Below are 2338 nucleotides of genomic sequence, written 5' to 3' on the forward strand. Positions count from 1 at the left end.
ATAGATAAGGTTCTGTTATCATCATAATCAGATGATAAACCAAGAGAATCATTGCTCCTATAACCAGTACATTCCAAATTTTGTTGATTATCGGTAAGGCAATAAGAAAACTCATAGCCGGGTAGGAGCAGCTTTATTGAAGAGATCCCTCCCCTAAAAATATCAGGGAAGTTCTCATTCGTCCCTGTCAGCAAAGGATATTGAGGTCCATGTAACTGAAGGTCCATGTAAGCGAGGCCTATAACATTATTCAAATCACGCTTTTCAATAACAAAAGAGCGATAAGAGTCATTTCTTAAATCACCAAAATAATTACTATCAGCATAGTAGATATCACATGTGCCCTCTAGGTTAGATTGAAGGCAAGCTTTCACTTGATATTGTTTATCGTGCAACCTAAGAGAAGAACTAGTAATACCTACATCCCCTAGCTCTGAAGCATTGTAAACATGGTTAAGCTGGAGCATTTCAAACAATGGAGGCTGTTGGTCTCGATGAGCAAAGAGTGTCGCTAAAGTTAATTGCGGTTGGTCAATTATCTTAACCCCACGTGTGACGTCATTGTCAGAGGCAGCTACGAGTTTTACCGTACCAGTATAGGGAAATTGACAACTGTCTTCCGTCCTTGTATTACAAAGGAGTACTTTTTTCCCTGGAGGCACAACCAAAGATGAAATTGATCGATAGAATGCCCTGTCGTAAATGTCAGTTGTATCGTAGAATGCGTTAGTTCGATCAAGAGTCAACTTTTGGCCTTGAAAGTACTGATCAGTATAGAAAACAACATTTTCTGGGTATAGTTCAAGCGGACCAACCTCAAGATGGACAATAGAATCGTTCATTTCTTCGCCCACAAAATCAAGATCCAGCCCCCATACAGTCAAACAATTTGAATAATCAGTACTTTTACATAAGCGAACGTAACTTTTTGGCCCTACCTTAATCGACGAAATCTCTCCTATAGCATTTATCTCTTCAGCAGAAGACCTTCCGTAATTAAGATGGGTCAAGGATCCTTGAAAATTAATATCCTGATAGGCAAGAACAGGAAAACGTTCTAGCTGGGCATCTGTACTCCGCTTCTTAGTATATTGAGAAACACCATTCCAATTATACTCCTCTGATTCTTTACGCTCATCGTTACCCAACATTCCTTCCCAATATTGCTTGGCGACTTGTTCCGCATTGTTTCGGGCACCTACTTCTATAGTATACTTAGTTGTCTGATCTAACTGCCCCCAATAAGAAGCATTGGGAAACATAAGATATTGCTTATTTGAATTGAACTTAGCAGGATTTCTGATCTCGTTTAAAGCTTCTGCACCATATTCACTAATGAGATAATAATCGACTTCATTACTATGAGGAGATGCTTTCATTCTTGGTTCTATAAAGCCATTTGGAGTAATATCGGCGTCTGATATCCAACCACTATAGCCCTCTGAACCAATATATTTTATAAATTCTATATTTTTTTCTTGTTGTAATGTAGTAATCCTACTGTCACTTAGCGCTGAATCAATTTGATTAATACAGGTTTCTCGCTGTTGCTCCCCAGAAAAACTTTCAACATTTAAAAACCATCCTTCAAAATTCAGTCCGTCAGCCAATTCAATGAGCTTTGTCATCAAACTGACTGTCCCTAAATCTCGACAATCTTGAAAATTTCCTCCATGGGAGAGACTAGGCAAAAAGACGCTGCCATAAATCTTGACTCCTTTCACATGAGCTTCTTCAATCCATTGAGGGTCAGGGGCTAAAATTGTGCCTTCTTGAGAGCTTCCTCCCCAAAAGACCATTCCTTCAAGATAATCCCAATAATCAAATCGAACACGGTCAGGGCTAGTGATAGCGTCAGGAATTCTTTCTAATGTAGCCCTAGGACGGACTAGGGCGGTATAACGATGATTTAGCTTGTTTAAGGCAGTATCTGGATCTAGACGATCTTCTATTCTAGCCCAATGATAAACCCAAGGTTGAATAACCCCATCAACGAGAATACCAGTCTGTCTTTCTTTCGTATTTTTACTCAAGTAATCTTCATCACTCAAGATGTCATTTACAGTTAGATCCTTCAAGGAAGGAACTGACGAGGTTGCATTATTTGGCTTATTGATAAACCAAGTGTAGGTTTTTTTCCCTTGGGCATAGGTTTGTGAACTAAAAATTAACCCTCCGATAAAAAAGATGAAAACACTCTTTATCCAAGTTCCCCATTGACGTCGTTCTCTTTGCTTTTCCATATAAAGACCTCTCTATAATTTACCCTGTACTCTGACTGAGGTTAGATTTAAGGTGGTTTATGATTTATAGAAAATATAATTACCCCTATTTAGAC

The 2338-nt window shown here is 38.8% G+C and carries 1 protein-coding gene; it reads right to left on the reverse strand.

The window, feature by feature from the left end; genetic code table 11:
- On the reverse strand, nucleotides 1-2243 hold a 2243-nt coding region (locus AB4653_RS24150; RefSeq protein WP_372105508.1), incomplete at its 3' end, for an endo-beta-N-acetylglucosaminidase.
- Between the last annotated feature and the right edge of the window lie 95 nt (nucleotides 2244-2338).

This window comes from Vibrio sp. 10N.222.48.A3 (genome assembly GCF_041475345.1).
In the GTDB taxonomy this organism is placed as follows: Bacteria; Pseudomonadota; Gammaproteobacteria; order Enterobacterales; family Vibrionaceae; genus Vibrio; species Vibrio tasmaniensis_A.